This window comes from Desulfosporosinus sp. FKB (assembly GCF_002196705.1).
Lineage (GTDB): Bacteria > Bacillota > Desulfitobacteriia > Desulfitobacteriales > Desulfitobacteriaceae > Desulfosporosinus.
The window spans coordinates 228,456-255,438 of the sequence record NZ_NADJ01000033.1; the positions used below are offsets into that span (position 1 = coordinate 228,456).

The window sequence follows — 26,983 nt, forward strand, 5'->3', positions numbered from 1 at the left end:
GTCGGTTTAGTATAAATTGGGATTTCCATTAGCAATTGTCGAAAGAAGGAGAAAGTGTATGGAATGTAAGCTGGATAAAATAACAGTTAATTATAAAATTTGCGGTGAGGGTCGTCCATTGCTTATGATTCATGGATATTATCCAGATCATCGATTAATGGAAGGGTGTATGGAACCTATATTTGCGCAACGGAGTGGGTGGCAAAGAATTTATATAGATTTGCCTGGAATGGGAGAAACAAAGGGCGAAAGCTGGATTAACAACTCCGACGATATGCTTAAAGTAGTAGCGGGTTTTGTAGAAAAAGTAATCCCTAAGCGGCACTTTTCCGTCGCAGGTGAATCTTACGGCGGATATTTAGCCCAAGGATTAACAGCGATCAAAGGTGAGCAAATTGATGGGATGGTTTTAATCTGTCCGGTAGTTGTTGCTGACAACTCAAAAAGGAATTTACCAAAACATCATATTTTGGTAAATGACCCAGAATTAATGGCTTCCTTGACTAAGGAAGCTGCGGATGAATTTGGATCGATGGCTGTTGTTCAAAACCAATGGAATTGGGTGCGCTATAGAGATGAAATTATGCCGGGACTTATGACTGCAGATAAGATGTTTTTGCAGAGGATTCAAAATCATGGCTATGAGTTTTCCATGAATATCCTGAAGCAGATGAAACCTTTCTACAAACCTGTCTTAATTTTAACCGGACGTCAGGATTCAAGTGTTGGCTATCGTGATGCCTGGAACATTGTTGAAAATTATCCAAGAGGAACATATACAGTATTAGATATGGCAGGACATAACTTGCAAATTGAGCAGGAGACTCTATTTAATGCTTTAGTCAGCGATTGGTTAAATAGGATAGAGATGGAGGACGATAAGCCCTTGACGAGGAGAAAAGATCTTCATATAAAAAAATAATGGGGGCCCTATCTGGGCTTCCATTTTTTTTGAGTTAACTCAACTATTATCAGAGAAATATTTTCTTACAGTTCGTGATACTTTACTTTGGCTAATTTTTAAGGCATTTGCAACTTTATAAGAACTTTTAAGTTCGCAATAGAGTTTAATTATTAAATCCTTTTCGGTTTCTTTCAGAGGGTAATTGCGAGGAAACTGCTCTTGTTTCGGGTTTTCATTAATTATGTCTTTGTTGTGAGTATGAGTATTGATCTCAGGTGATTTACTGCATAAAAGTTTAGGAGGCAAATGTTCAGGAAGTATTATTTGATCAGAAATAGTAATAACTAAACGTTCAACTAAGTGTTCCATTTCTCTTATAAGTGTTCCATTTCTCTTATGTTTCCCGGCCATGAGTAATTCTGAAGACATTCTAAGCTTTTTTGATCAAATTGATGCACGACGCCATACTTCGTATTAAATTTGTTTAAGAAAAAATATAACAGAGAGATAATGTCCTCGGTTCTTTCCCGTAAGCAAGGGATTTCGATTTCGACAACATTTAATCTGTAATAAAGGTCGCTTCGGAACTTTCCTTTTTCGATGAGCTCCGGCAAGTTACAGTTTGTAGCTGCGAGAATTTTAATATCAACGGTTTTGTGTTCTTTCTCTTTTTATTATGTATCTATTTTGCTTTCGGGCCATACGGTAAAAAACGGTTAGGAGAAGAAAAACCTGAGTTCAGCACGATGTCCTGGTTAGGAATGATATTTACTTCTTTTACTATATCCAGACTCCGCCTTTCGGAATTGCAGCAAACAGCAAGGAGTCTTATCAATGGGCAGCAACTTATCCTCTATTTCACTGGGGATTTACAGCTTGAGCTATGAATACAATTTTTGGTTTGGTCTTTGCGTATCTGTTCTTTGTCAAGAAAAAAGATATTGTCAGGCCTAGTACTGCCTGTGAGACATTATTTGGAGAGCGTTTAATTAACGGTTGGTTAGGTAAATTAATTGACGTTTTATTTATTGTCGGCTTTGTCTGTGGAGTAACTACCTGTATAGGGGTTAATTTTCCAACGATTATAGGACTTGTGACAAAACTATTTGGTTTTAAACAAAGTCTCGGTTTGAGTGCGGTAGTCATTATGTCCTGGCCTATTTTATGGCACTTTTATTGTATACAGGCCTGAAAAAAGGTGTGAAATTTCTCAGCGATTTCCGGGTATATTTTGGTTTTGGTATTCTTGCAGTGATCTTACTATTTGGGCCGACATCATATAACCTCAACTCGTTTACCGATAGTTTTGGACTATTAATGCAAAATTTTGTACACATGAGTTTGTACACTGACCCATATTATAAATCGGGTATGCCTCAAGGGTGGGCGATTTTTTATTGGGCTTGGTATTTTGTTCTGCAAAAGGGAATTGTTCCTATTGCTGATATTTTAGCGAAAAGCGGCCAGGGCGATGCGATAGTTGCCATATGGTCCCAGCTTTCCTTTGCCGGCATAATGCTTGTAATTCTTTTAGTTTACGGTTATATAGTTATGCAGACGCTTCTTAATGGAGCTACTGTTAAACATAGCGATTACAATTTGTAGTTCAATAAGATGATGTTTGGCACCAAATTTGCAAAGTAATTAATGAAAGATTTAACATTAGATTCTGTTTTTCTGAACAAAGAAATGAGGAGGAACGATTAAATGAGTGACTTTGCTCAATTAGCTCAAACAGTATTTAAGGGAAATGCTGATGCAGTGAAAGAAATGCCCCATAATTTGGTTGATCAAGGTGTTAACCCAATGGATATTATTTCGCAAGGCCTTTTGGCTGGGATGGATATCGTGTCTCCGAAATTTAAAGCGGGCGAGATGTTTGTACCGGAAAGTTTGGCTATGGTTATTGAAGAGCATAGAACTATTAAAAAAGTTGGCCGAAGCTTGTCTTATTTGTACGGTCATCGTCTCAATATTTAATAATTCAACTTCAATAATACTGAAGTCAACCCTGATTAACGAGTGACCATGGTATTGACCATTTTAGCTTTAAAGAAGGAGATAAGATGACTCGTCTTACAGAGAACGATCTTGCTGGTATTGATCAAAGCTTGCAAGAGCATGATTTGGAGCTTCTTCAGATCACAGGGTTAACGCTGCGCAGAATTGCCTGTCAGGCTGCTGGGGCGTCTGAAGATCAATTTGATTTGCTCCGAATGAAGACAGCAGTAATTCCTATTACTGCCGGCGAAGGGATTATTTCAAATTTTGCAAACTCAGTCCGAAGTATTATTAGTTACCTGGGGTATCCTGCTTATGTTACTGCTCATCGTGATATTTCTGGAATCCATGAAGCCATAACCGGAGGAGCAGAACTCTTGTTTATGGCCGATGACCAGCGCTTTATCGCCTTTAACGTTGTAACAAAGAGTGTTGTCGATAATGGGGCGGCAACGGCACGCGGCTATGTGACAGCTTTAAACAACATGTGCGGAGGTTTGTGCGGGCAAAACGTTTTGGTCATTGGAGCAGGGGAAGTTGGCAGCGTGGCCATCTCAACCCTCAAAGAGATTGGTGCTAAGGCTGCGGTGCATGACATTGATCCCTTGAAGGTCAGAAATTTAGAAAAAACAGATGTTCAAGTCTTAACGGACCTCAGAAACGAATTACCTAAGTTTAAATATATTGTAGACGCATCACCTCAAGCAGCTTTTTTAGACCTGGCTGACCTGCATCCTGAGGTAATGATTGCCGCCCCAGGTATTCCGCTGGGTTTAACGACCAATACCTATGCGGCTTTGCAAGGACGGGTGGTTCATGATCCTTTGGAAATTGGTGTTGCAGTGATGTTAGCCATGGCAATTATCTAGATTTTTGTTTTTACACGGGGGGTGGTAAGGATCGCATAGATTCCGGAAGACTATTTTAACTGGCTTAATTATCCAAAAAGTGCCATGTGCAAGCAGCAGGTGAGATGAATGAAAATCGTTGTTGTTGGAGGAAAACTTCAGGGTTTAGAGGCTGCCTACTTAGCGAACCAGGCAGGCTGGGAGGTTGCCTTAGTTGACAAGGATTGTTTTGTACCGGCCCAGGGATTCTGTCATGAATTTCATTGCCTGGATGTTATACGTGACGTTGACAAACTAAAACATATTGTCCACAGTGCCGATTTTATAATTCCCGCACTTGAAAATTGGTCAGCTCTTCATTCCTTACAGGGAATCTCTCTTGCTGCGGATGTTCCTTTGGCTTTTGATTGTCAGGCCTATGAAATTAGTTCATCAAAAATCAGTTCGGATAAACTATTTCGTGAAAATAACATTCCTGCGCCGGCCTACTGGCCGGAAGCCAAACTGCCTCTCATTGTGAAGCCGTCAGGAAAAAGCGGCAGCGAGGGCGTAAAAAAGATATCCTCCAGTATGGAGCTGGCAGCTTTTTGTCAAGCAACCGATCTGATAGAGAATTGGGTAGTTCAAGAGCATCTGTCCGGTCCCTCTTACTCCCTGGAAGTTATGGGCTTTAAAGGTAGCGTAATAAGTTATCAAGTGACGACGTTGGAAATGGATGCTTTGTTTGACTGTAAACGTGTTTTGGCTCCTGCGGACTTACTTCCTGATCTACAAGAAGAATTAAAGATTATGGCTTCAAAGGTTGCGGGTTTAGTTAACCTGACGGGTGTCATGGACATCGAAGTCATCAATGACAACGGGATACTTAAGGTTCTGGAAATTGATGCGCGCTTGCCAAGTCAAACCCCAATTACTGTTTGGCATTCTACCGGTGTTAATATGTTGGAAGATTTACATACGGTATTTGTGAAGGGCCAGCTGCCTGTTGCAAGGAGTAGTAGCGTTCCCAAACAGGTGATTTTCGAGCATATCAGAGTCGGAGCGGAAAAACTTGAAGTCCTCGGTGAACACATTATGGCAGTAACAGAACCTTTGCAGCTAATTTCGGATTTTTGGGGAGCTGATCAGGCCATAACGAATTATCATTACGGACGTTCCCAATGGGTCGCAACGTTAATTTTTAAGGGGGAAAATTGGGCGGAAGTCTCAGGCAAGCGGCTGGAAACGATGAATTGTCTTTGCCGCTATTTTCAAATATCAGAATATCGTTGATTCCATACCTTTGGAGGGATGATGATGGCTGATCACGTATCAGGCAAACGATTTTATCGTAAGAGAGTTGATTTTTTCAGACTTCTCAATAAATTAAAGCTTTGGCCGTCCCAGGCGGGGATTTTACATGGGGTCAAAGCTATTGTGGAAAAGGGCGGTTATGCTGAAGTGACAACCCACTGTAATCACGTTATGATAGTGCGCAATTCCAAACGCAGTCGAGCTGCACGCTGGCTGCGCAACAAATGGTATTTCGCTGTTTGTTCAGATTGTAAAATCCCAGAATGGAAACTGCGAAAATATTCCCAGAGTTTTTTCACCCAACATTATGGTTCAAATCTTTTAAAAAGTACTGAAAACGAAAGTTCATTTGAAAGGGGGGGCTTATAACCGATTTTCGGTCATATTTAAGTGTCCTAAATAAAATTTTGGAGGTGAAGAGATTGAGAACTATGGTTCAAGCGGGTCCTCCAAAATCGACGGATTTGGACTTAATGGTTTCTCTGAGGAAGAATTATATGCCATTCACCGTTCAACTCTGGAGGTTTTAGAACATACGGGCCTTAAAGTTCAGTGTAAAGAGGCCTCGGAGATCTTCGCCGAAGGTATGTCTTGGAAAAGCCTTCTGAAACAGTAAGGGCTACAGCTATTGGTACGGGTACCCAGTCCGTCAATTTAAGCGGAAGCACAATCCATGTAAGGGAGCAGACACTGCCTTTAAGAAATGTGCTGGTGGTTGCACCCTTCGCTGCTTCTCAGAAATATTGGAGGACATGCGCAGCTATCTTGATGATGGCAGACCGCTTATTTTGACCTTAGCGGATGATTACGGCAAGGTACTGGGGCAATCGCTTGAAGCCCAATCTCTTGGCACTCTGGAAGTGATTTGTATTGATCAGGTTGAGGTTGGCGAATGTGATTATATCGATATTGGCAAACCCTTAATGGGGGGACGTGTTGTACCGGTAATTATGAAGACTTTGGTATTTAATCAGTGATTACCAAACCTTGCGTATTTAGTCTTTAAATGCACATCTTTATAGACTCGCCGAAAGCAAAGCAACTTTTGGCGTTTTATCAACTAGATGGCCTGAAGATTAGGGGTTGTCGGACTATTAATTATGAGTTACAAGTAGTAAAATGATGGTAAATTTCCTTTTGTATCTCGAAATATATTCTCTTGTAGAAAAGGACCAAGCAATATTTAACAGTGGAGCCTTGCCTTGAAGTATCAGTGCCCTGGAGTTAGGAGATTGAAGGATGTTCTTGAGAAAATTAACGTTCTTAAATGATCGGATATCAGATGAACGGTCCTATCCATTTTCCATACCTGCATTTAGAGGATTAGAATCTATTGATTTTAAAAGCAATGTGACGTTTTTTGTTGGTGAGAATGGTACGGGCAAATCAACGTTAATGGAAGCCATCGCTTATAAATGTGAATTTAACACAGCTGGGGGAGGCAGGAATAACGTTTATGAGATGGCGGCATCGGAAACGGCCTTAGGTGACTTTATCAGGCTTTCCTGGGCACCTAAAATCGCAAATGGCTTTTTTCTCAGAGCAGAAAGTTTGTATAATTTTGCCTCACATATTGATAGTCTTGGCCCAGAGGCATATCAATCCTATGGAGGTAAATCTCTTCATGCCCAATCACATGGGGAGTCATTCCTTTCTGTTTTTGCCAATAGGTTTGGAAAAAGAGGTATATATCTATTGGATGAACCTGAGGCAGCTCTTTCCCCGATTCGTCAACTGAGTTTGCTGAGTATCATTAAAGAATTGGAACGAGACGGCCAATCTCAGTTTATCATTGCTACCCATTCTCCAATAATCTTAGCTTACCCGGGAGCACGGATTCTCAATTTTGACACCTCACCGATCACCGAGATAGACTATGAAAATACTTCTCATTATCAAATTACGAAAGGTTTTATGACTAATCGAGAACTTTATTTGCGGAAACTATTTGAAGAGTAGAGTGACCGACCAAATCTGAGGCGGATGAATTCTCACTGGGGTTTTAGATATCCCAAGAAAAAGCTGCGGAGACAGCTATCGATGAAGTTTAACGTTTTCTGAAGAATAATGACACAATTACTAAGGTACTGTTTGTTTGCTATAATAGTACAATACATGAGCTTTATTTGAAGCTGCTGAAAGAAAAGGTCTAACTTCCAGATATGCAATTCCTATATTCAGTTCCTCAAAAATCAGCTTCTAACTTGCCGCGAGAAGGTTTTGTGCTGCTGGACAGTCTGGGAAATCGCCCAATAGCCTCACGGCTAAAGGGGTATAAAAAATGCTTGAGAGACCTAAGAAGGTAAATTTATTAAACTGGAGAGACGAGAAGAATGAAGAAGCAACGTATTAATGGTGTTATCGAGAATATGAAAAAAGAGGGGCTTAAGCAGATCGTTGTGTCGTCGATAGCCTCCCTCTATTACTTAACAGGCTATTGGGTTGAGCCTCATGAACGTATGATTGCCCTATATTTGGATGATTCGGGCAATGCTGTTCTGTTTGGCAATGAAATTTTTGGGCTGGAAAGCATGCCCGATTTACCTTTGACTTGTCATACTGACAGCGATAATCCTGTTAAAGATCTTGCCAAAACGGTCAAACCGGGAAAATTGGGAATTGATAAGTTCTGGTACAGCAAGTTCTTAATTGAGTTAATGGAGTTGAGGAAGGATATTATACCTGTTCACGGTTCTGCACCTGTGGATCTGGCGAGAATGATGAAAGATGAACCTGAAATTGTGCTCATGCGTAATAATTCCCGCATCAATGATCAAGTTATTGGAACGATTATTTCTCAGCTCAACGATGGAGTGACAGAGAACTATCTCGCTTCGCAAGTAAACAAGTATTTTTTGCAAAATGGGGCGGATTGTGAAGGGACCCAAATCGTTTGTTTTGGCGCAAACGGTGCAGACCCTCACCATAATAGTGACAGTACGGTTCTCAAAGCAGGCGACAGTGTGATTTTTGATATATTTACCCCTTTAAACCACTATTGGTGTGATATGACAAGAACGGTTTTCTATAAAACAGTTTCCGATCAGCAACGTCAGGTTTATGATCTTGTGAGACTTGCCAATGAAACTGCTATTTCCAGAATAAAGCCAGGAGTATTGCTCTCAGAAATCGATAAAACAGCGAGAGATATTATTATTAAGGGCGGTTATGGCAAGTACTTTACCCATCGTCTGGGCCATGGGATCGGAGTTGAATGTCACGAGCCTCCTGATGTAAGTCTTGCCTCGGAGATTCCCCTTGAGGTTGGGATGATTTTTTCCGTTGAACCGGGAATTTACTTGCCTGGGGAGTTTGGCGTTAGAATCGAAGACCTGGTGATGGTTACCGAGGACGGTTGTGAGGTTCTTAACCATTATCCCAAAGAATTGCAAGTAATCGGTTGATTATTTGTGAAATTCCCAAGATAAATAAAGGAATTTCTTTCCTCCTGCCGAAATAATTATGAGGAAAGGAGGGATTTACTAATGCACTGCGAACTAGTAAATAAAGATGTCCTTATTGACGTTTGGAAAGAAATCAGAGACGAGAGGGATAAGGATAAAATATTAAAAACAGTTCATAAATGCAGCGAATGTTATGTGGAAATTCCTAATACCAATGGCAGAAAGATGTTTAATTATTGTAAACGAATGAGTGATGACAAATGTTTACTAAAACAATTTTAGAGCCTTAAGAGGCTCTTTTTTCTTCTATAAATGATAAATAACAAATGCAATCGCTCTGAAGGATGGACTCTATCCCCACCAAAGCAAGGTATGGGAACCACTCCAACTTGTAGAAGTGAAAGCCTTAGGATTAGATAAATTGGGTATTATAATTTGTTGAGATGGAGGTTATGAAATGGCGGATATCAAATTCGAAATCAAAGAGATAATTGGAGTTCTAGCGGAATCACCGAAAGGCTGGAAAAAAGAACTCAATCTTGTTAGTTGGAACGATAAGACCCCAAAGTATGATCTGCGAGAATGGTCGCCGGATCATACTAAGATGGGAAAGGGTGTTACATTGACTAAAGAGGAACTTGAAAAGCTCAAAGAGATTTTGACCGAAATTAATTTCTAAATAACATAAGCTTTGGTTCACTGTATGACTAATGGCTTATGGGTTGTTTGCTTTTGTTCTGTCATAAACCTGATATCATACGGTCTGGATGTATAGATGGATAATACTGGATGGTGCTGAACCAATTTTAGCGGATGTTGCGGGAGAACACTCGCTAACGTCTATCAATGCCGGAAATAATTCATCCTTTTACCCTGTAGTAGATATTGCTAAGAAGGTGGGTCCCTCAGTTGTAACAATCTGTAACACCAGGGTTCTGTCAGCCATAGGTAAAATGCATGATTTGACAATACAATTCTGTAAGCGATACAATTATAATAATGGTTCTATGATGATTTGATCGGGTGGTAAGCTCGATTAATTTTTTCTTTTAGCCTGCTTTTATCCCCACCGAAGCCCCGATGTTCAGCTTTAGCTGAACGAGTTCACTGTTGGTCTGTAATTATAGTTATGACAGTTACGGAAAATGAAATTCAATTCGTAGATGTACCATGGTTACACGTCTTTCTTCCGCAAAAAGCATAATAAGTTAGAGTACTGAAAGAAGGAATTTAAGTGCAATTTCGCTCTGTTCTGTCCGGATTGGACGATATATACAAGAAACTGAATGAGGGAAAACGTTTGGATCGCGCTGATGGCGTAAGTTTATTGCAAACAAACAACCTCACAGGGTTAGGCTACTTAGCCAATGAGGTACGTCATGCTAAAGTTGGTGATCAAGTTTATTTCAATAACAACGCCCATATTAACTATAGCAATGTTTGTAAAGTGCGCTGTGGTTTCTGTGCCTTTGGTAAAGATTTAGATGAACAAGGTGCTTATACCATGAGCATTGAACAGGTTGTGGAGCGTGCTAAACATTTTGCTGCCTTGGGTGCTAATGAAATTCATATGGTAGGAGGAATTCATCCTGAACTGCCTTTCTCTTTCTATGTAGAAATGCTGAAAAAAGTCCAGGAAAGCGTACCTCAAGTCAGCATTAAGGCATTTACTGCCGCCGAATATGATTACTTCGCTCAATTAGAGGGAGTTCCCGTAGAAACTATTCTTAAAACCTTAGCACAGGTTGGTCTCCGTTTTGTTACCGGCGGGGGAGCTGAAAACTTTAGTCAGCGTGTGCGTGATATCATCTGCCCGGGTAAATTAAGCGCTGAGCGTTGGTTAGAGATTCATCGGATTGCTCATCAATTAGGGATACCCACAAATGCGAATATGCTCTTTGGAATAATTGAAACGGATGAAGAGTTAATTGATCACCTTCTGGCTCTACGTGAGCTGCAGGATGAAACCGGCGGCTTTTACGCCTTAATTCCTACGGCCTTCCATCCCAAAAATACAAAGTTTGACTATTTGCCCCAGGCCAGTGCTGTGCGGACGTTAAAGGTTATTGCCGCAGCACGCCTAATCCTGGATAACTTTAAATACATTAAAGCCTATTGGGTATCTTCCGGCTTACAGCTTGCGCAGATGTGCCTCAATTTTGGCGCCAATGACCTGGACGGAGTAGTCCGGGAGGAAAAGATTTACCATACTGCCGGTTCCTCAAGTCCGCAAGAACAAACTGAACAAGAACTGATTCGTATGATTAATGAAGTTGGCTTAACAGCCGTTGAACGAGATACCTTTTATAACGTTCGGAAAGTCTATGAACCCTAAAGATCGAAACGAATCTCCTAACGATTGTCCTGAGATGATGATTATCATCTCAGGGACAGATTTTAGGCACTCTTGAAGAGACATGAACTCTGGAAAAATAAGGAATTTAAATAAAGCCAAATTAATGTATAGTTATTTTGGAATTGAGCACTATAGTATCAAGGGTATACAGTGGTCGAGCCAAGATTCATATAGGTTCTCTACGGATTTATATGGGTCGGCCAAAGATGATTCTCAGGTGATAAAACGCTTGTCTATTGTCGGCGGGAAGATCTTTTATGGTGGGGAAAGGCTTTATTGCAGTCGATTTTAATTGTTTATTATTGATTGTTATAGGGTTCCAACTTATTATAAAAGGTCGAGCTAAGATTATACCGGGTGTTGATTTTTTTCATAGATATACAAGGAAACTTGCGTGGCTATGAATTGATCGGTCATATACAGCCGTGAGGTTGTATATGGTTGGGTAGATATCTTGTATAGTCGAACGAACCATTTTTATAGGTTGTGACCTGCTTGATAATGGTCGCAAGATCATTTTCAGGTATTAAGCTATCTATAACGGTGCAAGGTAGATCACTGTATGCTCTTTATAAGCCTCTGTCTTCGGACAGGGCTTATATTTTTTTGTCCGCGCTACTTGTGGTGATTGTGATTCAGGACTAGAAATGATTTATCATGATGATTCAAAAAATTCAATATCTTCATCGCAGGAAGAGAGGGTTCATTTGCCGAATTATATCTTTAAGAACCGTTTGGAAAAAGTGTGCGAATAGCATCGGGGCCACGGTGACGAAAGTGTCCTATGGACACTTTCGCCGAAAGCACCTAGCCCATAACAAATTCTATCGCGCTGAAGGATGAACTCTACCCCCACCGAAGCAAGGTATGCGATTTACTCCCACTTATTGAAGTAGGAGTCTTGCGATTGGATAAAAATGAATTAAAAACACTTAGTATATTTAGTATATGTTTAAAGGTGGTTGTGATGTCAATGAACCAAAACAGCAAAGGGCCGAACCCCGACGTGATTATAATTGGTGCCGGAATTATCGGCTTAAGTATTGCTTATCACATTTTAGAGCTTGATCCTCAATGTTCGATTCTTGTTTTAGAAAAAGAGAAATTACTGGGCTTGGGTTCAACCGGTACCTGTACTGGTGGCATTCGCTATCAATTCACTAGCCCGCTTCTCCGGCAACTGAGTCTCCAAAGCCGGGATTTTTTCCTTAATTTCGAAACGGTATTTGATGTCCCCTGTTGGTACCGGGAACGAGGATACTTAATGTTGGCTTCTCAGGAATCGAGATGGAACGATCTGAAAGGAACAACAGAACAAGCTAACATTGAGGGGATTCCTGTTAACCTGCTTTCTCAAGCAGACTTGGAGAAAAATTTCCCTTATTTGCAGCGAGGTCACTATCTGGGGGGAACTCTTGGCAAGTGGGACGCCTATGCAGATCCCTATGCTGTCCTGGCCGCTCTTTATGCCTGGGTGCGCCGCAGAGGAGTTGCCGTCAATTTTGAACAGGAAGTTACCAAAATTATGACTCAAGGGGATTCTATTCAAGGTGTTGAAACCACAAAAGGCACGATTTGGAGTACCAGGGTTGTGAATGCTTCCGGTCCTTTTGCAGCTGGGCTGGCAGCGACTGCGGGAATAAAGATTCCCGTTCAGCCCTTTCGCCGCCAGGTATATGTTTGTACAAACCCTAAGGATGTGCCGGCAGCGGCTCCATTGATCGTTGATTTGGCCACCGGTTTTTATCTCCATCAGGAAGCCAGCGGGAAGACAATATTACTGGGGGGAACCGATAAAGATACACGGCCTGGTATGAAGGAGACCGTTGACAAATCCTTGGCGGAAGACTTTTTTTTGGCGGCTATGGAGGCAATTCCTTCTGCCCTGAATATTAAGTGGCTTCGTACTTATACAGGAATCCGCGAACAAACTTGCGATTTTCATCCTATTCTCGGCGAAGTTCCCGAACTAAAAGGTTTTTTCGCGGCCAGTGGATTAAGTGGTCATGGGTTTATGCATGCCCCAGCGATTGGGCGTATTTTAGCAGATCTTATTCTTAAAGGAAGTTCTTCAGAGGTTAATAGTGAGCTGCTCTTTTCCAAGCGATTTTCCAGAGGCAGCTTGTCGGAAGCTCTTGTTTTTTAATCGATACTAATTAATTCGGATGATTTTTCATATAGCTCTGGAGCCAAAGACTATGGAATTCTTCATCAAGGCGATATTCCATGAGATTTCGGCGCAGAATTGAATACTTCTTATCAATACACTCATGAATAAACGCCTGATATGTTTTTATGGCTTTATTTTCCAAAGCTACACCAAGCTTACAGGTACTATGTGATCCTGTTGATCGAACGACGTCTCCGAGAAAAGTACCTGCGAGGTTAAACGCCGATCCCTTAATCACGGGCAATTCCACATTTGCCTTGTCGAGTTCCTCGGCAAAAAATGCGACATGACCGCTCTCAATTTGGGCCATCTTTTCAAAGGCATAGCAATAGTATTCATCGGTCGAGGCATTAGTTTGTTCCTGATAATAGGCAACTTGAAACGTTTCCAGGGTATAAAATTCTTTAAACCGTGCCAGTAATTTTGGGTCCATAATATCTCCTATAATTTCTTTATTTTGCTTCTTGATTTACTATCTTTGCCAAAGGCAATTACTAATTGTAATAAGAATTCATCAATTGGCGACTTTTTATGCAAATTTCATGTAAATACAGCGCAACAGCATTAACAAAACGATAAAAGAGTATTTGTAAGAGCATTACTGATACTCTTTTATCGTTGTAACCCCGGTATTTTAGTATTTTATCCTCAGGAGATTTCAAAAAGCTAAACAAATTTCTATCTTCGGTGGGGGCAGAGTCCATCCCTTCAGCGCGATAGAATTTGTTATGGGCTAAGTGCTTTCGTCACCGAAGCCCCGATGTTCAGCTTTAGCTGAACGAGTTCACTGGATAGAAATTAAGGATTTTTACTTGAGAAGAGGAAAAATTGAGCTTGCCAAAAGAAGGGATTTAAAATAGTGAGCTAGAATTCATTAATTAGATACCCCTGCCGCTGATGCGGCATCATCAGAAAGGATGAAAACAGATCCTTCGGGTCAGATGCTGTGGGCTTTGAAGGAAAGATTATAGATAGTTAGTTAGGGGGACAAGGTGAGACATTTTAATTATTTAGCAGGCGAGAGTCTGGATATGATGTTTTTTAAAGCGCCGGAGCCTTTCGATAAATACACCCCGCGTACTGCCCTTGCATTTGCCCTTGGCGGGACCCTTTATATGCCTGGGACTCGCATAACCATCGCTCAGGATATTATTATGCAAAAGTGTCTCGGTTTGGCTTCAACCGTATTTTGTTTGGAAGATTCCATTGGAGATACGGAAGTACCTCTTGCCGAAGAAAACTTAACTGCTCAAGTGCGGAGACTTGCTTTAGCGCTTGAAGAAGGGGAGTTATCCAACGAAGATCTTCCTTTGATTTTTATTCGAGTTCGTGATCCTGAGCAAATGCTTAGACTTTTTAATAGGCTGGAAGGGTTTTCAAAATTGCTAACCGGTTTTGTTTTCCCGAAGTTCTCTTCCGATAGCTTTCGTTACCTCGAAATCCTTCGAGATCTGAACTATCAATCTTCTGACCGGTTCTATGGGATGCCGATTATCGAAAGCCCTCAAGTAATGTATCGCGAAACTCGGAACCAAGAATTGGCTGAGATAAAACGGCTTCTTGATTTATATCAAGACTATATTTTAAATGTGCGGATAGGGGCAACAGACTTTTCCGGCCTTTTCGGGATTCGACGAGGGCCGGATGTAACCATATATGATATCACAGTCATTCGCGATTGTATTGCCGATATTCTCAATATTTTCGGCCGTGCAGAGAGCGGTTATGTAGTTTCCGGGCCTGTATGGGAATACTTTGCGGGTGAAGGCAGAGTTTTAAAACCTCTGCTGCGCAAAAGCCCTTTTGAAGAGTTTCAGAAGACTCATCAAGGAAGACATGGCACGAAGGTTCGCGGTCAGCTCTTAAATAAGTATGTAGACGGCTTAATGCGTGAGGTTATCTTAGATAAGGAAAACGGAATTATTGGCAAAACAATTATTCACCCCAGCCATCTGATCCCTGTTCAGGCGTTATATGCAGTAGGCCATGAAGAATATCTGGATGCCATGACTATTTTAGAACGGACCTATGGTCAACAAGGAGTTATCAGGAGTCCTTATACCAATAAAATGAATGAACCCAAGCCGCATTATCAGTGGGCACAGAGAATCTTACTTCGAGCAAAAAATTATGGAGTATTTCATGAACAACAAAATTTTGTCGGCTTACTTACCCAAGACGTATCAGTATAAGGCGGAAGACCTTAGCTTGGAAATCTGTTTTCAAAGCAACCCTTTTGATTTGGATCCTGAGTCTTTGTTTGCCTTAGCGTTAAGGAAAAATAGACGGCGAAGGTTTTTGTTTGTCAGTAAGGTTCTCGGCAAACATATTCCTGTTAATCCCTTATTGCCGCTTCTGGCGGGAGCTGCCTTGGCTGTTCAATACGCTAAGGAACTTTTAGGCATCGAACACCCTTGCTATGCGGCAATAATTCAGGCCCTGAAGACTAAACAACAGATGTCTGAGGTTTTTGAAACATTGATAAAAAAACCACTTATAGCACCTCCTGAGAAAACCTTGTTTATCGGCTTTGCGGAAACGGCAACAGCTTTGGGACATTCTGTTTTCAGCCTATTTGACAATGCTTGTTACCTTCATACGACACGGGAAGAAATTCCTTGCCTGAAACCCGAACTCGATTTCCGTGAGGAGCATTCGCATGCTGTTAATCACCGCTGTTACGTCATGAACAATGCTGACCTAAAAACTGCGCAAACTATCGTCTTTATTGATGACGAGCTGACGACAGGAAATACTGTTCTCAACATCATTCAGGCTATTCATCGTCAATACCCGAAGAAGAATTATGTGATTCTTTCTTTATTGGACTGGAGATCAGCAGAACATCGGGCAAGGTTTAAACAGGTGGAATCAGAACTAGGTACAGAAATCCAAGCTTTGTCCCTAATGGGAGGAGAATTTAAGTATAGCGATTTGGCAAAAGAACAAAATGCTAATGTTAATCCTTCTTGGGAACCTCAGATTTTTGGACAGCTGTCACAAGAAGAAGGAAAGCCATTGCCTGAACCTCACTTTATATCAAAATACTTTCCTTTTGATGAGTCGGAGCTTGTAGCTGTTTACTCACAGGATTCCAGCGGCTGGCTGAATAAAACGCCTTATCTCAGATTGACGGGAAGGTTCGGTCTGTCGTGGAGTAACCATCAGAAAAGCATCTCCTTGGCGCGAAAAATTGGCGGAAAGCTAAAACTTATGCGCCAGGGATCAAAGACACTTTGTCTGGGAACCGGAGAATTTATGTACTTTCCTATGTTGATCTCGACTTACATGGGAGAGGGCGTAAGCTTCCATTCTACGACAAGGAGCCCTATTTATACTATAGCCAGAACCGATTACGCAGTTCAAAACGGATGCAGCTTCCTGTGCCCTGAAGATCCGGGGATCATCAATTATGTCTATAATCTGCCGGAAAATTATTATGATGACGTCTATTTTTTTATGGAAAGGGAAGTCAGTCGTAAAAGGTTATACCCTCTCCAGCAAATAATTCAAGCTAAGGGTATTTTTCACGCTGTATTCGTTATTTGTAGTTCTTCGCCAGAAAGGAGATTTTTGAGTGACCCTAAGAATCCCACGGCAGCCAATCCCTGATCCTTTGCCTATGGGAAGTTATAGTCCGCAGGATGTCATTTTCCTCTTAAAAAACCTCAATGGTCTGATTCGGGAAACAGATTTAAAAACCAGGGAGCGTTTGATTCAATCTGGGGGACATTATTCGGAAATGCTTCCTGTTGAATACCAACCCGGTGAAGAATATCTCCGGCTTTTCCATCAATCATTGCGCGAGAGTTCCTCTAAAGTTGCTGAAGCTGTGGGGATTGCTTCTGAACAAATTCTGCACAGAAATGGACCACAAACGGTCCTTGTGTCCTTAGCCCGTGCCGGAACGCCGATTGGGGTGTTAATTAAACGTTATCTCCTTGAAAAACGCAATTTAACCCTTTCGCACTACAGTATTTCAATTATCCGCGGGAGGGGTATAGATGAGAATGCTATTCTCTATATACTCCAACAACACCCTAACCATAAACTTCAGTTCATCGACGGTTGGACCGGAAAAGGGGCCATAACCAAGACCCTTCAGGAAGCATGTCGGGACTTTGAACAAAAGTATGGATACAAACTCGACAGTGATTTAGCCGTTCTCGCAGACCCGGGACATTGCGTAAAAACTTTCGGGACTCGAGAAGACTTTCTCATTCCAAGTGCCTGCTTGAACGCTACAGTCTCAGGGCTGATCAGCAGAACAGTGTTAAGAAAGGATTTAATAGGAGAACGGGATTTCCATGGAGCAAGATATTATCAAGAACTTGAGGCCGAAAATGTTTCGAGTCTTTTTGTAGATACCGTCTCAGAACAATTTCAACGGCTCGACAGCGAAGCTTTATGGAATCTGCGTCAGGAGAACCCCGAGGTAACCTGGAAAGGTCAGAAGGATTTAGAGTTGATTCAAAGAACCTATAGAATCGGAGATATCAATCTTCTTAAACCCGGCCTTGGGGAAACAACGCGGGTGCTTTTACGACGGCTGCCTGAAAGGATCTTGGTCAACAATCCCGATAATCCAAACTTGAAACATATTCTGCTGTTGGCAAAGGATAGACAAGTTCCGGTTGAAGTATTTTCGGAATTGACCTATGCCTGCTGCGGTATCATTAAACAATTGCCATGACGAAACCTGTTTTATTTGCCAGCGATCTTGACCAAACCTTAATCTATTCTCACCGTTCCATAACCCCTTCTCTCGATGTCGATACTTTTTTATCTGTTGAACAATTAGATAATCAAGATATCTCATTTATGTCTCCAAGCGCTCTCAAGCTTTTAAAAGAACTATCCCGGAAGATTCTCTTCGTACCCGTTACTACCCGGACAAAGCTTCAATATTCTCGGGTGAATTTTCAAGGATATGGAATATATCCCCGGTATGCAGTGACGAGTAATGGCGGAACCATTATAAAAGAAGGCCGCGAAGATAACGTCTGGAAAAAACGGGTACTAACAGGATGGGGCTATTGTGCTGAGGCCCGGGATTTGCTCAGTAAGTTTCGGGAAATATCTCATCCTTCATGGGTACTCAAAGACTCAGACAAACTGGCTGATGACCTTTTCTATTATTGTGTTGTTGATCGTACTAAAATCCCTCTTCCTGAATTAGAGGATTTTGCTCTTTGGGCAGGCAAGATGCATTGGAATCTTTCAATTCAAGGGAGGAAACTTTATCTCATTCCCCACCATGTCAGTAAAAAGTCTGCCATTCAATACCTTCAGGAAAAAGAAGGCCTAAGTACACTTGTGGCAGCCGGAGATTCCCTCTTAGACCTTGATCTGCTGCAAAAGGCTGATGTTGCTTTTGCACCGTCCCACGGCGAACTGTATTTGCAATATCAAACTGGAGTGTTTGCTGCAAAAGGAATTGACCCGAAAGGAATCCAATTTACCAGGACAAGCGGTATAGGTGCTTCGGAAGAAATTTTACAAAACGTCCAGAGAATACTCGTTTAGTAGGAAGTTGTATATTGTATCCATATAAAGTACAATGAAATGTGGTAAACATTGTAAGATTAATGGCTTAAAATGTATTCTTGTGTTAAAGTAATGGTTAAAATAACATAATGGAGGAAAAATGTGAAAGTTATGTGAACATCCCAAAATCTGTGTTTTGCTCTTCTTTCTTGTGATACTATCAATCTAGAAATCTCAGGTAGAGGAAACGCTAATTATTGTATTTAAAAAAGCAGATTCGTAAACGATAAATAAACTTGTGACAATAGGAGTGGTTCGAATTGGATTCGGTTTCAACGTTTTTTCAGGGAATATCGCAAAGTTACGCTCAGTTTTTCTCACTCCATGCTTTACTGGCGACGATATCCGACCCTGTAAGCCTTGGGATTATCGGTTCCCTAATTATCTTGGAAGGACTTTTATCGGCCGATAATGCTCTCGTTTTAGCTGTTATCGTGCGGGAATTACCTAAGCGGCAGCAAAAGAAAGCCCTCTTCTATGGCATATGGGGTGCTTACCTCTTTCGCTTTTTAGCCATTGGTTTTGGAGTCTATCTGGTTCAAATCCGTTGGATTAAGATGATAGGAGCTCTTTACCTGCTCTGGATGTCGGCGAAGTATTTCTTCTTTAACAATGGGGAAGAAGATGCTCCTGTTGAAGGAAAGTCCAAAAGCTTTTGGGGTACTGTTCTCCAGGTGGAAATGATGGATATTGCTTTTAGTGTCGATAGTGTTTTAGCTGCCTTCGGAGTAAGCGGAAAAGTTTGGGTACTATTTCTCGGTGCAATTTTCGGGATTCTAATGATGCGGGGAGTTGCTCGAATCTTCCTCATTTTAATTGAGAAGTTCCCTGAACTTGAAACAACGGCCTATATTTTGATCTTCCTTATCGGTGCTAAAATGATGGCCTCTGTGTTCGGTTATATTGTCTCTGATGCTATATTTTTTGTGATTTTAGTTGTTGTATTTTTTAGCACATTTATCTTACATTTCCTTAAGTCGCTGGTTGGCAAAAATAATCCTAAAGATGATGATAAGGAAAGTAAAATATCTTAAATTTGGAATGGAGGATGAGTCATGGCTGTTATAAACCTACAAAAAGGGCAAAAAATTGATCTGACAAAAGGAAATCCAGGATTAGCGAAAATCATGGTTGGTTTAGGATGGGATGAAGTAGCCAAAACAAAATCGGGAGGCTTTTTTGGTAATCTCTTAGGAAGCAAGCCTGCGGAGATTGATTGCGACGCATCGGCCCTGATGTTGGACGCCAACGATAAGCTTACGTCTAAAGACCGCTTGATTTATTTTGGGAATCTTCAAAGTGCCGATAAAAGTGTTAAACATAGCGGCGATAATCTTACGGGTTCCGGAGAAGGGGATGATGAACAAATCCATGTGGATTTAACCAAAGTGCCTGGCGAAGTTAACAAAATTGTTTTTGTCGTTAATATCTATGATTGTGTCCGACGGAGACAGGATTTTGGACATATTGCCAATGCCTTCATCCGGGTGGTTAACCCTGGTAACGGCCAAGAACTTTGCCGTTTTAATTTAACAGAAGACTATTCAGGGAAAACTAGTTTAATCGTAGCTGAGGTTTATCGCCATTCAGGTGAATGGAAATTCGCAGCTATTGGGGAAGCGACTAGAGATGCATCGTTAAGCGAAATTATTCGCCGTTATCAATAAGTATAGTTGAAAGGGGATATTATTATGGCTATCAGTTTACAAAAGGGTCAGAAAGTAGATTTAACCAAAGGAAATCCTGGTTTAAAAAAGATTGTGGTCGGTCTTGGCTGGGACGTTAATAAGTATGATGGCGGCAATGATTTCGATCTTGATGCCTCAGCTTTTCTGTTAAATGCTGAGGGAAAAGTTGCCGAGGATAGAAATTTTATTTTCTTCAATAATACTTCAAACCCTGAAGGCTCTGTGGTACATACGGGAGATAACCGTTCCGGAGTTGGAGAGGGCGATGATGAGCAAATTAAAGTTGACCTCTCTGCAGTACCAAGCAGTGTGGCTAAAATTTCCTTTGGCATTACGATTCATGAAGCCAAGGAACGCCGCCAAAATTTCGGACAAGTTTCCAATTCTTATGTTCGTGTTCTTAACGAGGAGACAGGCGAAGAGATCATCCGCTATGATCTTGGTGAAGATTTCTCAGTTGAGACAGCCATTGTAGTAGGAGAACTTTATCGCAGCAATGGAGAGTGGAAATTTAACGCTATCGGCAGCGGATACCAAAATGGACTCGCCGGATTATGCAAAGATTTTGGATTGGATGTCTAAGCCCCTTTAAAGCAACAAGCAGGTGAATTTCAAATTTTGATAAATTAATGAGGTGTTTAGCATGATTAGTTTGCAAAAAGGACAAAAAATCGATTTAACAAAAGGAAATCCGGGGCTTTCGAAGATTATAGTGGGACTGGGCTGGGATACCAATAAATATTCAGGCAGGGCAGATTTTGACCTTGATGCCTCGGCCTTTTTGCTTGACCAAAATGGTCGTGCAGGGGGCATTGAAGACTTCATATTTTACAATAATCTCGTAGGCGGAGACGGCTCCGTACAGCACACAGGAGATAACCTTACCGGAGAAGGTGAAGGTGATGATGAACAAATTAAAATTGACTTGGCTAGTGTACCCAGTCATGTCGAGAAGATCGCCTTTACCGTAACCATTCACGAGGCGATTGCCCGTGGTCAGAATTTCGGACAAGTTTCCAACGCCTATGTTCGTGTTATTAATGAAGTCAACGACCAGGAAATCATGCGCTATGACTTAGGAGAGGATTTTTCCGTTGAGACTGCTCTAGTGGTCTGTGAACTCTACCGCCATCAGGGAGAATGGAAATTCAATGCGATTGGGAGCGGCTTTTCCGGAGGACTTGCAGCCTTGTGCGCGAACTATGGCTTGCAAGCAGGCTGATGCCATGGTCTGTTAACTTGGCTTAAATCCATACTAAAAGCCGAAGCGAGGTTAGGGAACTTCGCTTCGGCTTTTTCCTTTTCAGGCAAAGTATCGAAAGAGTAAGGAAAGCTTTGTTCTATGATCTCTGTCTAAAAAAGGCAGGTATTTCTTAGGGGTTATAATGAGAGCCCTGTCGTGGAATAGATAGACTTTAATTTCTCGGTTAAGAAATGAGGAGTCTTTGTTTTCAAAGGTTGTTAAGAATCCTTCAGTGCATTTTTTAGCAAACCCGAGTTTTGCCAAATTCTTTTCTAGGTTAGTTAGGTATTCGCGACGTTTCTCGAATTTAACTACGAAATGTACTTCCCATAAATTAAGTGTGAGAAAGAAACTGGCAATAAAGGCAAAAGCAAATCCATAAATGAGCAGTTTAGAATCCATTTGCAGAAACAAGCGACAGAACGCAAGAATCATAAAAGGGGCAGCAAGGGGCAGAAGGGTTCTTATGTAGAACTGCAGGAAGCTTTTTATCCTCATACCCAATCCTCCTTAAAGGGATGTTAAGTAATTTAGGATATTCATCCTGCCCCTGAAATGCTACAAAACAAAAGACCATCTCGTTGTTCAGCTTAAGCAGAACGATTTTACTTGCCGAAGGAGCAGCGAGGGTAGGTGCAGGTTGGGCATTCTAAACAAAGACCCCCATGACCAAGCTTAACAATATCCAGGCGGGTAAGCCGTTCTCCAGTAAGGATACGGGGAGCAACTAAATCAAATACGGTAGTTTTGGAGTACATAACGCAGCCTGGTAAGCCCATAATAGGCACATCTCCCAAATAAGCGAGTAAGAACATGGCGCCGGGCAAAACAGGAGCGCCATAGGTGATCAGCTCAGCTCCCATTTCCTTGATGGCAGTGGGGGTGACATCGTCAGGATCAACAGACATTCCTCCACTAACCAGAATCATCTCAGCCCCTTGCCTAAGTTGATCTTGGATGGCACTTTGAATCATAGAAATATCATCGCTGGCAAATGTTTGTTCAAGGGCGATTGATCCCCAGTGTTCAATTTTTCCTCGCAGCACGGGACCAAATTTATCTTTGATCCGTCCGTGAAAGACTTCACTTCCTGTTGTGACAATTCCAACCTTGAAGGTCTTCAAAGGGCGAACTTCGAGAATCGGATTAGGAAAAGTCTGGGCTATTCGTTCTGCTTCAAGGATCACTTTTTCATCGATCATCAGAGGAACAACACGGGTTCCGGCGATTTTATCTCCTTTTTTTACCGGCTGATAATTATGGATAGTGGCCAAGACTACATCTTCAAGGGTATTTAAAGCTAAAATACCATCTTCGGAAGCGTAAAGAAGTCCGTCGCAGGCAGCGGTAATGTTGATCTTTCCTTCTTTAGGTTCATCGAGATCCAGGCCCGGACCTCTAACAGATCGGGCAAGGCGTTCAGCCGCTTCGTTTTCATGGATGAGCCCTGGTGTTTGATCCCAGACGTAGATATGTTCTTTTCCCATTCCGAGAAGAACGGGGATATCTTCTTTTTGGATGACATGTCCTTTGCGAAAACGCGGACCCTTGACAACTCCGGGAATGATTTCCGTCATGTCGTGAATCAAAACTGCACCGACAGCGTCCTGAACTTTAATTTTTTCCATAGGATAGCCTCCAATACATTCGTGAAAAGTCTTTTTACTAAATATTTAATCAAGTTTGTCTCTATCCTGCATGGTATCCTATTCTTGTGAAGAGGTCAAGAATTGGAGTCTTACGATTCGCTAAAAGAGTGTAAATCAAGGGGTTTATTGATATAATAATAAAATGTTCTTAAACAAATAACATGGTGATCAGGGAGGTGAGCTAATGGAGAAAGAGGTTTTCCAGGGGTTAAAGAAGGTATTCGAACAAAATATTGAGGCGGCATTGGTTACAATTTGCAGTGTTTTAGGCTCAACTCCGCGTAAGCCTGGCGTAAAAATGTTGGTATATGCCGATGGAACAACGGTAGGAACTATTGGCGGCGGATGCGGGGAGGCTGAAGCTCGGCGGGAAGCCCTTAATGTTTTGACATCTCGTTCAACGAAAATACATACTTTGAATATGACTGCAGATATTGCCCAAGAAGAGGGGATGGTCTGCGGAGGCGTGATGGGACTCTTAATTGAATATTTGGGTCCCCAGAGTCCTGCTGAACAAATTCAGTTTTATCAGGACTATCTAAACGCCTTAGAAAAGCAAGATTTTCCGCTTCTTATGACCGTGTTGGAAGCTCCCGAAAAACAGTTGATCGGGAAAAAGCTGTTTCTAAGTAATACCGGAGAGGCTGTGGGTGATCTTGGCCAGGATGACCTTACTCGAGCAGGGCTTGTTTATGCTCGAAGCGCAATCAAATATTCCAAACCGGTACTCATTAATCTAGATTCTGAGTTTACTGGTATCGATGGATCAGGGTCAATGGCCGCTTATCGCTTGTTGCTTGAACCACCGTCTTCTTCGGTAGAATTGTTGATCTTGGGGGCCGGGCATATTGCTTTGCCTCTGGCAGCCATGGCCAAAATTCTCGGTTATGAGATAACTGTTGTTGATGATCGGCCAAGTTTTGCTAATTCAGTGCGGTTTAAGATGGCAGACCGCGTTCTTTGTGATGATTTTGCAGCAGTTTTAGATTCTCTGACGATTACTCCAGAAACCTATGTCGTTATCGTTACTCGAGGTCATCGTTATGATAAAGTATGTTTAAAAAAAGTGATTACGCAGCAGGCAGCCTATGTCGGTATGATTGGCAGCCGCAGGAGGGTCAATGCTTTGAAATCTGAATTAGAAAAGGAAGGCATACCTAAGGAGTTTCTGCAAAAACTCTATTCCCCGATTGGTTTGAATATTGGGGCGGAAACTCCTGAAGAAATTGCCGTATGCATTCTCGCTGAATTAATAAAAGTTCAAAACCGTGTTTAGAAGGCCTGAAAAGTTTTGGCGAATCAGTGGCAGTGGACGATGTTCGCAGATTAATTGGTTTACATATGATACATGTGATAAGTAGTGAATATTAGAGTAATTCGAAGGAAAACAGACATTAATTAACCTTATCCCGAGAAAATTATAGACTATTCAAGGATATCACGAATATGTATAAATTTTTATTGACAACACCAAACTTTGTGCTAAAATTTAACCTGATGGAAATTTGGGAGGACCCATTCTAAGAATGCGGTTGGCTCAGATTCCTTCATGTTTTTAGTAGAAAAGGGGGCAAAGATCACAATTGGCAAATTCTCTTGGACGTCATGTGTTGGCTGAAATTTATGGGTGTAGTTTCGACATTTTAAATGATAGGGAAAAAGTCGAAGCATTAATGGTCGACGCAGCCCTGGAGGCAGGTGCTGAGGTGCGTGAGGTAGCGTTTCATAAGTTTAGTCCTCAAGGAGTAAGTGGGGTAGTTGTTATATCGGAATCTCACTTAGCCATCCACACTTGGCCGGAACTTGGATATGCGGCAGTTGACGTCTTTACTTGCGGGGACCGTGTCAATCCCTGGGATGCATGTAATTATCTGACGGATCATTTCAAAGCGGGTCATATGACAGCAACAGAAATTAAGCGAGGAATTGTTGAGGATCCTAAGAAAGCGGTAAATATTTAGGAGGGATATTTATTTTACTCCGGACTAAAACGAGTGCGGATAAAGAAATTCTGACTTATATCAATCAAAAGTTTGACTTTCTGAAGGGTACTAGATAGACCTTGTAACTGAAGAAGTTGCAAGGTCTATTATATTTCGAGTGGTGTTTTACATACAATAAGAATAATAATGTCATATTATCTGTATAGAATAAATAACTGGGCAGGACTTTTACTAAATATCTAGAATAAGTAATAGGTTAATGTCTGAATGGAGAACAAGGAGCGATAACATGATGCCGCTAGAATTCAGTTTCGTGGAGAAGCTGAACTTGGTACAGGCGCGACTGCGTCAAGAAATAAATTTTAAACCTGCAAGTTTCGAAGAATTGGTTCATTTAGATATGGATGAATTGGATAAAACAGTTTGTCCGGCTATCGTCTTAGCTGTCAGCCGGTCCTGTGGAGATCAAGGCCAAAAATCAGATGCCTTAGCAGAGACCATCCAGTTTATTTATATGGCGAATCAAGTTCATAAGTTGATGAAAGATGATAGTGAGCTTGCTGAAGAACTTCGTCAGTTTCCGGTCTTGGTTGGGGATTTACTCTATGGAAAGTTTTTTTTGCATCTTTGCCAGGAAAAACTCCTGCAATTTCTTGCCCCCTTGGCTCAAGTGATTGGAACTATGAGTGAAGGCGGGATTTCACGCTGGCTTTCGCGTGACAAGAAACTATCAAAAGACGAATGGCTGAAAATTATTGAAAAGGAATGTGCATCACTGACGGCAAGCGCAGCCCGTTTAAGTGCTGAATTGGCCTCTGTTTCCCTTCCCCTGCAACGCCAGATTGAAGCTTTTGGTTTACAGTTGGGAATGGCTTGGGGTGCTTCAAAGCAGCACCTTGAAGAGGCTGTTATCCAATCAATTCTTCAGAAGGCAAATGATATCCTTACCGAAATTTCGGCGGAAACTCAACTTCAATTACAGCCTCTTCGTGAGCTTTATAGTTTCATGGTTAAACAGTTATCTGCAAGCAGACCTCTCCCTGAGATTTAGAGGTTTAATGCAGGGATGGAGTAAACGATGCATAAATTAAAAGTTTTTTTGGAAATGATTAAGTTTGAGCACACATTATTTGCCTTACCCTTTGCCTATTTAGGTGCTTTTTTAGCCTCCGGCGGAATTCCTTCAGGTGTTAAATTGTTTTGGATCACGTTAGCTATGGTTGGAGCGAGGACAGCGGCAATGTCCCTAAATCGTCTGATTGATCGGCACATCGATGCTCGAAATCCCAGAACTGCTCAACGTGCTATTCCTGCCGGATATCTGCAAGTTACTGAAGTGTATAGCTATACTGTGCTTTCTTTTTTATTGTTGGGGTACTCAGCCTATAAGCTTAATTTGCTGGCCTTGTGGTTAATGCCCATCGCTGTCTTTTTTTTAGTCCTGTATTCCTATACCAAACGATTTACTTGGGCCTGCCATTTCGTTCTTGGAATTTCCCTGGGATTAGCTCCTGCCGGAGCTTGGATCGGAGTAACGGGACATTGGGCTTTGACGCCAATTCTTTTAGGATTGGGAGTCGTCACTTGGGTGGCGGGCTTTGACATTGTCTATGCTTGTCAGGATGTAGAGTTTGACCGCAAGGAAGGGTTGAATTCAATACCGGCAATTTTTGGGGTTCAGAGAGGGTTGGAAATTTCAGCATTCTTACATGTTTTGGCTCCTTTGCTCTTTATAGCGGTGGGAGTTGTGATGTCCATGAGTTGGCTTTACTATTTAGGTGTAGGGATTGCGGTGTTTCTGCTCTTTCGCCAGCATCGTATCGTCTCGGCCAGCGATCTCTCTAAGGTCGGTGTAGCTTTTTTTAATTTGAATGGTTATTTGAGCGTAATGCTCTTTGTGTTTTCAGTTTTGGATTTAATTATTTTGCATTAAGAAG

At 41.6% G+C, this 26,983-nt stretch carries 28 protein-coding genes and 2 pseudogenes; 25 read left to right on the forward strand and 5 right to left on the reverse strand.

Features of this window, described 5'->3' with window-relative positions; genetic code table 11:
* The first annotated feature begins 58 nt into the window (after positions 1 to 58).
* Positions 59 to 922, forward strand: a complete 864-nt coding sequence (locus B5Y67_RS12140; protein WP_088226691.1) for an alpha/beta hydrolase — start codon at positions 59 to 61, stop codon at positions 920 to 922.
* 39 nt (positions 923 to 961) lie between these two features.
* On the opposite strand, the gene B5Y67_RS24975 is transcribed toward B5Y67_RS12140, so the two are convergent.
* Together B5Y67_RS24975 and B5Y67_RS26355 are read right to left on the reverse strand one after the other, a co-directional pair.
* On the reverse strand, positions 962 to 1,333 hold the full coding sequence (locus B5Y67_RS24975) for a hypothetical protein (protein WP_140419089.1): 372 nt from the start codon (positions 1,331 to 1,333) through the stop codon (positions 962 to 964).
* Positions 1,279 to 1,518 carry a sigma 54-interacting transcriptional regulator gene (locus B5Y67_RS26355; protein WP_348982302.1) on the reverse strand — a complete coding sequence of 80 codons (240 nt, stop codon included), beginning with the start codon at positions 1,516 to 1,518 and terminating at the stop codon, positions 1,279 to 1,281. The genes B5Y67_RS24975 and B5Y67_RS26355 overlap by 55 nt, the downstream gene beginning before the upstream one ends.
* A gap of 269 nt (positions 1,519 to 1,787) precedes the next feature.
* On the opposite strand from B5Y67_RS26355, the pseudogene B5Y67_RS25910 reads away from it, so the two are divergent.
* The 12 genes and pseudogenes from B5Y67_RS25910 (at position 1,788) to B5Y67_RS12210 (ending at position 12,952) form a co-directional block, all read left to right on the forward strand.
* Positions 1,788 to 2,509: pseudogene (locus tag B5Y67_RS25910) on the forward strand (BCCT family transporter).
* Positions 2,510 to 2,611: 102 nt separating this feature from the next.
* Positions 2,612 to 2,884, forward strand: a complete 273-nt coding sequence (locus B5Y67_RS12160; RefSeq protein ID WP_242975946.1) for a B12-binding domain-containing protein — start codon at positions 2,612 to 2,614, stop codon at positions 2,882 to 2,884.
* 86 nt (positions 2,885 to 2,970) lie between these two features.
* Entirely contained in the window at positions 2,971 to 3,774 is an 804-nt protein-coding gene (gene pylD, locus B5Y67_RS12165; protein ID WP_088226694.1) for a 3-methylornithyl-N6-L-lysine dehydrogenase PylD, read from the forward strand.
* A gap of 108 nt (positions 3,775 to 3,882) precedes the next feature.
* Positions 3,883 to 5,025, forward strand: coding sequence for a 3-methylornithine--L-lysine ligase PylC (gene pylC / locus B5Y67_RS12170; RefSeq protein WP_088226695.1), 1,143 nt, complete (start codon positions 3,883 to 3,885; stop codon positions 5,023 to 5,025).
* A 21-nt stretch (positions 5,026 to 5,046) separates the two neighbouring features.
* Entirely contained in the window at positions 5,047 to 5,415 is a 369-nt protein-coding gene (pylSn, locus tag B5Y67_RS12175) for a pyrrolysine--tRNA(Pyl) ligase small subunit (RefSeq protein WP_088226696.1), read from the forward strand.
* 222 nt (positions 5,416 to 5,637) lie between these two features.
* Positions 5,638 to 6,023 (forward strand): annotated as a pseudogene (locus B5Y67_RS12180) (ethanolamine ammonia-lyase reactivating factor EutA).
* Between the two features lie 262 nt (positions 6,024 to 6,285).
* Positions 6,286 to 7,005 carry an AAA family ATPase gene (locus B5Y67_RS12185; protein ID WP_088226697.1) on the forward strand — a complete coding sequence of 240 codons (720 nt, stop codon included), beginning with the start codon at positions 6,286 to 6,288 and terminating at the stop codon, positions 7,003 to 7,005.
* Positions 7,006 to 7,379: 374 nt separating this feature from the next.
* Positions 7,380 to 8,450: a Xaa-Pro peptidase family protein gene (locus tag B5Y67_RS12190; RefSeq protein WP_088226698.1), complete on the forward strand. Its 1,071-nt coding sequence runs from the start codon at positions 7,380 to 7,382 to the stop codon at positions 8,448 to 8,450.
* 81 nt (positions 8,451 to 8,531) lie between these two features.
* Positions 8,532 to 8,732: a hypothetical protein gene (locus B5Y67_RS12195; RefSeq protein WP_088226699.1), complete on the forward strand. Its 201-nt coding sequence runs from the start codon at positions 8,532 to 8,534 to the stop codon at positions 8,730 to 8,732.
* Between the two features lie 175 nt (positions 8,733 to 8,907).
* Positions 8,908 to 9,129, forward strand: coding sequence for a PC4/YdbC family ssDNA-binding protein (locus B5Y67_RS12200; RefSeq protein WP_088226700.1), 222 nt, complete (start codon positions 8,908 to 8,910; stop codon positions 9,127 to 9,129).
* A 555-nt stretch (positions 9,130 to 9,684) separates the two neighbouring features.
* Complete coding sequence (gene mqnE / locus B5Y67_RS12205) at positions 9,685 to 10,785, forward strand: aminofutalosine synthase MqnE (RefSeq protein WP_088226701.1); 1,101 nt, start codon at positions 9,685 to 9,687, stop codon at positions 10,783 to 10,785.
* A 928-nt stretch (positions 10,786 to 11,713) separates the two neighbouring features.
* Positions 11,714 to 12,952 (forward strand): FAD-binding oxidoreductase, encoded by a 1,239-nt coding sequence (locus B5Y67_RS12210; protein ID WP_242975947.1) that lies wholly within the window; start codon positions 11,714 to 11,716, stop codon positions 12,950 to 12,952.
* 10 nt (positions 12,953 to 12,962) lie between these two features.
* On the opposite strand, the gene B5Y67_RS12215 is transcribed toward B5Y67_RS12210, so the two are convergent.
* The gene (locus tag B5Y67_RS12215) at positions 12,963 to 13,409 is read right to left on the reverse strand and encodes a demethoxyubiquinone hydroxylase family protein (protein ID WP_088226702.1); all 447 of its coding nucleotides are present in this window, start codon (positions 13,407 to 13,409) and stop codon (positions 12,963 to 12,965) included.
* Positions 13,410 to 13,968: 559 nt separating this feature from the next.
* On the opposite strand from B5Y67_RS12215, the gene B5Y67_RS12220 reads away from it, so the two are divergent.
* The 8 genes from B5Y67_RS12220 (at position 13,969) to B5Y67_RS12255 (ending at position 21,433) form a co-directional block, all read left to right on the forward strand.
* Positions 13,969 to 15,168, forward strand: a complete 1,200-nt coding sequence (locus B5Y67_RS12220; protein ID WP_088226703.1) for an HpcH/HpaI aldolase/citrate lyase family protein — start codon at positions 13,969 to 13,971, stop codon at positions 15,166 to 15,168.
* Positions 15,119 to 16,588, forward strand: a complete 1,470-nt coding sequence (locus B5Y67_RS12225) for a phosphoribosyltransferase family protein (RefSeq protein WP_088226704.1) — start codon at positions 15,119 to 15,121, stop codon at positions 16,586 to 16,588. Before B5Y67_RS12220 ends, B5Y67_RS12225 begins: the two co-directional genes overlap by 50 nt.
* The gene (locus B5Y67_RS12230) at positions 16,554 to 17,669 is read left to right on the forward strand and encodes a cysteine protease StiP family protein (RefSeq protein ID WP_242975948.1); all 1,116 of its coding nucleotides are present in this window, start codon (positions 16,554 to 16,556) and stop codon (positions 17,667 to 17,669) included. Before B5Y67_RS12225 ends, B5Y67_RS12230 begins: the two co-directional genes overlap by 35 nt.
* Positions 17,666 to 18,502 (forward strand): HAD family hydrolase, encoded by an 837-nt coding sequence (locus B5Y67_RS12235; protein ID WP_088226705.1) that lies wholly within the window; start codon positions 17,666 to 17,668, stop codon positions 18,500 to 18,502. Before B5Y67_RS12230 ends, B5Y67_RS12235 begins: the two co-directional genes overlap by 4 nt.
* Positions 18,503 to 18,783: 281 nt before the next feature.
* Positions 18,784 to 19,557, forward strand: a complete 774-nt coding sequence (locus B5Y67_RS12240; RefSeq protein WP_088226706.1) for a TerC family protein — start codon at positions 18,784 to 18,786, stop codon at positions 19,555 to 19,557.
* 21 nt (positions 19,558 to 19,578) lie between these two features.
* Positions 19,579 to 20,190 carry a TerD family protein gene (locus B5Y67_RS12245; RefSeq protein ID WP_088226707.1) on the forward strand — a complete coding sequence of 204 codons (612 nt, stop codon included), beginning with the start codon at positions 19,579 to 19,581 and terminating at the stop codon, positions 20,188 to 20,190.
* A gap of 24 nt (positions 20,191 to 20,214) precedes the next feature.
* Complete coding sequence (locus B5Y67_RS12250; RefSeq protein WP_088226708.1) at positions 20,215 to 20,793, forward strand: TerD family protein; 579 nt, start codon at positions 20,215 to 20,217, stop codon at positions 20,791 to 20,793.
* Between the two features lie 61 nt (positions 20,794 to 20,854).
* Positions 20,855 to 21,433, forward strand: coding sequence for a TerD family protein (locus tag B5Y67_RS12255; RefSeq protein ID WP_047809361.1), 579 nt, complete (start codon positions 20,855 to 20,857; stop codon positions 21,431 to 21,433).
* 81 nt (positions 21,434 to 21,514) lie between these two features.
* Here B5Y67_RS12255 and B5Y67_RS12260 read toward each other — a convergent pair whose 3' ends face one another.
* Together B5Y67_RS12260 and B5Y67_RS12265 are read right to left on the reverse strand one after the other, a co-directional pair.
* Complete coding sequence (locus B5Y67_RS12260; protein WP_088226709.1) at positions 21,515 to 21,952, reverse strand: hypothetical protein; 438 nt, start codon at positions 21,950 to 21,952, stop codon at positions 21,515 to 21,517.
* A 107-nt stretch (positions 21,953 to 22,059) separates the two neighbouring features.
* Positions 22,060 to 23,082: a molybdopterin-binding protein gene (locus B5Y67_RS12265; RefSeq protein ID WP_088226710.1), complete on the reverse strand. Its 1,023-nt coding sequence runs from the start codon at positions 23,080 to 23,082 to the stop codon at positions 22,060 to 22,062.
* 205 nt (positions 23,083 to 23,287) lie between these two features.
* On the opposite strand from B5Y67_RS12265, the gene B5Y67_RS12270 reads away from it, so the two are divergent.
* The 4 genes from B5Y67_RS12270 (at position 23,288) to B5Y67_RS12285 (ending at position 26,979) form a co-directional block, all read left to right on the forward strand.
* Positions 23,288 to 24,379, forward strand: a complete 1,092-nt coding sequence (locus B5Y67_RS12270; protein WP_088226711.1) for an XdhC/CoxI family protein — start codon at positions 23,288 to 23,290, stop codon at positions 24,377 to 24,379.
* 307 nt (positions 24,380 to 24,686) lie between these two features.
* The gene (gene speD / locus B5Y67_RS12275; protein WP_047809365.1) at positions 24,687 to 25,064 is read left to right on the forward strand and encodes an adenosylmethionine decarboxylase; all 378 of its coding nucleotides are present in this window, start codon (positions 24,687 to 24,689) and stop codon (positions 25,062 to 25,064) included.
* A gap of 271 nt (positions 25,065 to 25,335) precedes the next feature.
* Complete coding sequence (locus B5Y67_RS12280; RefSeq protein ID WP_088226712.1) at positions 25,336 to 26,097, forward strand: polyprenyl synthetase family protein; 762 nt, start codon at positions 25,336 to 25,338, stop codon at positions 26,095 to 26,097.
* 27 nt (positions 26,098 to 26,124) lie between these two features.
* Positions 26,125 to 26,979 carry a UbiA-like polyprenyltransferase gene (locus B5Y67_RS12285; RefSeq protein ID WP_088226713.1) on the forward strand — a complete coding sequence of 285 codons (855 nt, stop codon included), beginning with the start codon at positions 26,125 to 26,127 and terminating at the stop codon, positions 26,977 to 26,979.
* Positions 26,980 to 26,983: the final 4 nt, after the last annotated feature.